Consider the following 5,305-nt stretch of genomic DNA (forward strand, 5'->3'; position numbering starts at 1 on the left):
TTGTTGGGTCGCACTTACATTCTACAAGAAAGGTGTTCTTTTTTGTATTTATTTTTGGTTTTTACTGGATAATCAACACGCCTGAGTTTGACTAGTATCAGTATTTGTAAGTACAACTTCATCAGAGCTTAATAGGACATAATTTCGAGTACCAACACTAAGATTATTAGTTTTCTTCTCTACACTATCTAACTTTTCACTGATTTCCCCTGCTTGCTCTTTGATTTCTGTTGTTGTCTTCTTAAGTGAATTTGTATCAGACTGCACATCAGAAATCGTCTTTTTCGTACCCTCCACAGTTTCTTCTACAGTGTTTATTTTGTTGGTGATCGTCCCAGTTGTTGTATTTAATGATTCTATTGATTTCTTGAATCCCTCGGCCGTTTGTTCTGTAGTAGTGACTCTCTTGCTGATATCACCTTGCTCTTTTTGTACATTTGATATAGTTCGAGTAAAACCATCAATTGTTTCTTCAATCTCGTTATATTTTCCTTGCGCTTCTTTTTGAACCGCTTCTACTTTTTCATTAAGCTCTGTTTTCGCCGTTTCTACCTGTTTGTTCACTTCTTCTAATGTATCTTTTTTTATTACATCAACATCTGGAACGATTATATCCCATGTTTTACCGTTCCATTTTTTCAGAACACCAGGCTTTCCTTTCGAAGTATCCAGCCAAAGTGTTTTACCAGGCTCAAGATTGGTCGTTGGTTCCGTATTACTTTCAATAATTGTAGTTTGAAAGTTCTTTTGATTTTCTTTTACCAACTCTGCAAGTTTCTTCGCTGCTTCGCTTTCTTTCTTGGCTTCCTCGGCTTTTTTATCTGTTATTTCATTGATACGGTCTGTATATTTATTGGATTCCTCTAATAACTTTTTATCCAATTCTTTTACAACGGAAAGAATATCAGCGGTCCATTTCTTTTGCTCTTCCGTTCTATCAATTAATTCGTCACGTTTGTTACTAAAATCATAGATATTTGGTGTTTCTTCAAATGGATAACGAGTACGCTTTACAACACGCACGTCAAAGTCCATATTGTACTTATGATGTTGAAGGATTGCACTATCTCCAACTTTCGGTTCGTTAGAGTCATCAAAGTTCGCTTCTTTATGGTCCACAGTGATAGAAGTGACTGGAATATCATTTACAGCCTCTTCGCAACGTTTCCTTGCTGTTTCTTCATTTTTGATCTTGTCATCCTCAATATTCTCAGCTTGTCGATAACGAATGAGTTCCGGCATTTTGTATTTAAGAGGTGATTCATAATAATACGTAAATTGTGGACCGTCACCTTCTTCTTTAGATGGTTTATGTCCTAAAAGTAAAACAGAGAATGAGCAATTGCTATCATCTGTCGTTTTCTTAATCGCATTTACGTTATAACCAAATTTATATAGCTTGTCTGTTGTTTTACCGATTCTATCCGCAAATATAACAGTCATATTATCGAAAATACATTCAATATCGAATCGATCTAGTAGCTTTCGAATCATTTTCATTCGACTTTCGCCACCGAAGTTATCAAACTGTAATTGTGTTTTTTTCGAACAACGATTGATATATTTAAAATTACTTCCCTCAAATGTGTGCGCAAGCCCTTCCTCTATATCGAGGTATCCTGTGAGCTTCTTTTCTTGTGTTTGTAAAGATAATTCAGCACCTATTTGAATTGCATCACAGTCCTTGAAGCCTAATTCATCAAGATGGTTCACTAGAATGATATAGTATTGCCCCTCAAAGATAAGTAGATTCCTATCTTCTACATACGGATACACACGCTTATTCATATCTGTATCTGGAACTTCGAAGCGAATAGAGGACGGTTCATTTTTGCCCTCTATTACCTCAAAAAGTTTCATATCAACTAAATGATATTGATCTCCGGTACTCAATTGTTCAATTTTAGGTCTTTCCACTCGCTTCATACTACCAACCCACTTCTAAATAATCGATTTTATTATTGTGATTAGAACCAACTTGAGAGAAGCCCCCACCTTTGATAATTACATTTGCAATAATACTATCTTGTAGATTCTCTACTCGTAATGTTCTAACTTGTACATTTGAAAGAATGGATCTAAATACTTTTTTATTACCATTTGAGATTGCTAACTCTCCGATGTGAACGTCTGCACGGGAATCCCAACCAAATTTATTATTATATTTAACCGTTCCACCGTTTAGACCCCAATCAAGAGTGAAGTAATTCCAAATACCATCTTCCCAACATTCTTGTACATCTGGATTGGTAATTTTAGCACTAAACCCATATTCCGTTACTATTCCTTTATTAAAAGCTCGAACGACAGGATTTAATATCCTCACATTTTTGTATTGTGGTGCATTGTCACCTTCCTTGCTCTTGAACCAAACACCACGAGATGTTTCTTTACTTTTTCCGTTTCGAAGGTTTACGCCTTCAATTGTGAAATCTTCGCAAGTATCATTTAAAATCTGGAATACTAGACCGTAACCGACATCATTCCCAATTACTTTTTCTGTTTTGAAGTAGGACATATTATTGAACAATCCGAGTTCTTCTAATACATTCTCAGCTTGTACGTTATAAGTGATATTTTTATGAATCACTTTATCAACAGGCCCAATTTCCACTAAACCTTTTTTCACATTTTTCAATTTGAGATTTATATTTACATTGTCACAAGGTGTCATATCATAAGGCTTCGCATTTTGATTTGTGAGCGTATTTTTATCATTGAATACATACATACCTACCACTGCACCTATCGATGTCGTAGCTGTACAATCCACAGCTTCTATGTCTACTTTTGAATCTTTCACAGCATTCAAAGCGACATATGATTTGGACTCACCGCCATTAATAATTTTTGTATCAATCACAACATCTTGACAATGTGATAACACAAATGCTTTTGCATCTTTTAGCTTTTTAAAATCAAAAATTCCACCTTTAAAGACGATGTTTCTTGTCTTATCATATCCGCCAATATTGACAACATCTTTATTTGTAAAAAATGTTGTACTTCCTGCCTTTAAAATAAAAAAGGCATTCGGATCAGCACGGATGTTAATGCTACTTGGAATTTCTAAATCACCAATTGTGTATGTGCCTGCTGGAATATCTAACGTTTTTCCTGCCGATTCGTTCAGTGCCTTTTGAAAGTCTGCGTAATAATTAACACTATTATATGGAATCATGGATCTGATTGCTGCATCTAACGAAGGATGAGCGCCTTTAACTTTATTGACTTCATTTTTGATATCATCATAAGCTCCAGCCAAACCAAGCTGCTCCCATTCCGTCCAAGTTCCCTTAACTTTCTTGCGGACGTATAGGCTGTTATCTTCCGCACTGTGAAGACAGTACGCGATCTGCATACAAGCAAAATCAGTAACATTATGCGAATACACTTGGATATACCAACCGTAATTTTTCTCTTTTGGAGCATTTTTAAGTTCGAATCCCCTGTAAAAACCAGTTTTAGTAATCAAATTAAGATCTCTTGCATCTGTAAGTCTAACTGAATAACCTTCATCATCAGTTAATTTAACTTGTTGAAAACTATCTGTATTATCAAGCTTCGTTTTTATCTTTTGATTCAAATCATATAATGTCTTTTCTCCTAGCCTTGCCGCGACTACCTCATCAAAATTTGACGGCTTTGCTGCTAAGAAATCTGAGATTAATTTTTTCACTGTATTTAAGGTATCTGTGTTTCCACTTGCTATTAATGCTAATAAATTAGTAACATCGGCTGCTTCTTTTGTTGTTAAATCTAAAAGAGCTTGTTGAACCTTAACAATAAAATTGTTGTTGTTCACAAGCTCTAAATATACGTTGTCCATTTCTAAATTCAATTCTTTACGTTCATCGGCAGATATAAGGGTGTTTATATAATATTGTCGCGATAAACTCATAACATTCGCTCCTTTCTACAAATAATAGAATTTCGTATCAATCTCACACCAATGAAAAGTGGACGATTCAATTTTGATTTGGTTTATACCAGGTACAAGGTGAATTTCACCTGCATCAGCATGACGCACAAGATTACGGCCATACTCATCTTCTATATGAAGTCCCTTTATAACAATGATTCCTTGTGAAACGGCACCAGGATTATAAATTGTTAATGAGTCATTAGTAGTAAAGTTAGTAACCTTTAAGTAGCGTGGATCACATTTTATCCGCCATGTTATATCATGCTGTGATGGATTAATTTCCATCGTTCCAATGTTTTTGAAGTGGAACATTTTTTCTTTGAATGTGTAATCATATTTATGGTCCCATTCCATTCCCATGCCCCAAGCGAACTTATTTGTATCCCATTCCTTTGCATCCAGTGATTTAAAGATACTTTCGCCGAAACCATCAGGCATGGAAAACTCAACAGTAATTTCAAATAATAAAGAACCAGGCGGACGATTGATTTTCATGTCTTGATACTCAACACGTCTCCGTATACCTGGTTCTCTTGAATATATGATATAAAAGTCTTCTAGCCTTCCGAATAAGGCATATAACTCATTCCGTTTCTCATAAACACCCTCTATGTCCATCGTATCCACAAGAACTCTAAGCTGGCAGCCTCGTTCTGTATAACTCTTGTTGTAATAATGAACACCATACTTACCATTCATTTTTGTTTTCTGTGCTTCCTTTTGTGGAGGGTCAACTGTTAATTCTAATGTTTCAACATTGTGGTCTTTCTTGAGAGAGCAAGTTTGTCCATTTTTAAATAACAGTAGTGTATCTTGCATGATTATCATTGCCCCCTTTTCAAGAAGTTAATGTTTTCTTGTCTTAAATCTTCTTTTCTTACAGAGCGTTGCACCGTACGGCCATCCACAATTACGGGTTGATCTACAGTAAGCTGTACAACTACCTCTTTTGGAGTTGAATCCATACCAGGAATTCCTGCATATGAAACACTCATTCCACGCATTGCACTTTCATTAAGGGATTGTATATTACCAGCCATCGTACGATTCATATTCGCAACTAACTCTTTAATTGTACCCGTGATACCAAGCGATTTCTCCCTAGATGATAACGGTGTTACAGAAACTTTATTTCCTTGTTTGGTGAATAATTCAGGGCCTTTTTCACCAGCAATAAATTGTCCATCACCAAGAACATGTCCACCTTTCTCAAGCATTGGAACATGTGGAATTTTCGGAGCATCAACACCAGGTATTTTATTTAAGGCATCCGCCGGTGCATTAAATCCATCTATGAATTTATTAATCATTTTAATGATGAAATTTATTGTTGTTTTGATACCAGACTTTATACCATCCCATGCGCTCAAAATTCCTGAC

General features: G+C 35.6%; 3 protein-coding genes and 1 pseudogene. All 4 read right to left on the bottom strand.

Features of this window, described 5'->3' with window-relative positions; translation table 11 throughout:
- Window positions 1-72: 72 nt before the first annotated feature.
- The gene (locus Q9306_RS24330) at window positions 73-1,926 is read right to left on the bottom strand and encodes a phage tail protein (protein WP_306203185.1); all 1,854 of its coding nucleotides are present in this window, start codon (window positions 1,924-1,926) and stop codon (window positions 73-75) included.
- Between the two features lies 1 nt (window position 1,927).
- Window positions 1,928-3,901: a pyocin knob domain-containing protein gene (locus Q9306_RS24335; RefSeq protein ID WP_306203187.1), complete on the bottom strand. Its 1,974-nt coding sequence runs from the start codon at window positions 3,899-3,901 to the stop codon at window positions 1,928-1,930.
- 15 nt (window positions 3,902-3,916) lie between these two features.
- Complete coding sequence (locus Q9306_RS24340) at window positions 3,917-4,744, bottom strand: phage tail domain-containing protein (RefSeq protein WP_306203189.1); 828 nt, start codon at window positions 4,742-4,744, stop codon at window positions 3,917-3,919.
- A gap of 5 nt (window positions 4,745-4,749) precedes the next feature.
- Window positions 4,750-5,305 (bottom strand): annotated as a pseudogene (locus tag Q9306_RS24345) (DUF2207 domain-containing protein); the annotation flags it as partial.

Origin of the sequence: Bacillus multifaciens, from assembly GCF_030756675.1 — a bacterium.
Taxonomy (GTDB): Bacteria; Bacillota; Bacilli; order Bacillales; family Bacillaceae_G; genus Bacillus_A; species Bacillus_A multifaciens.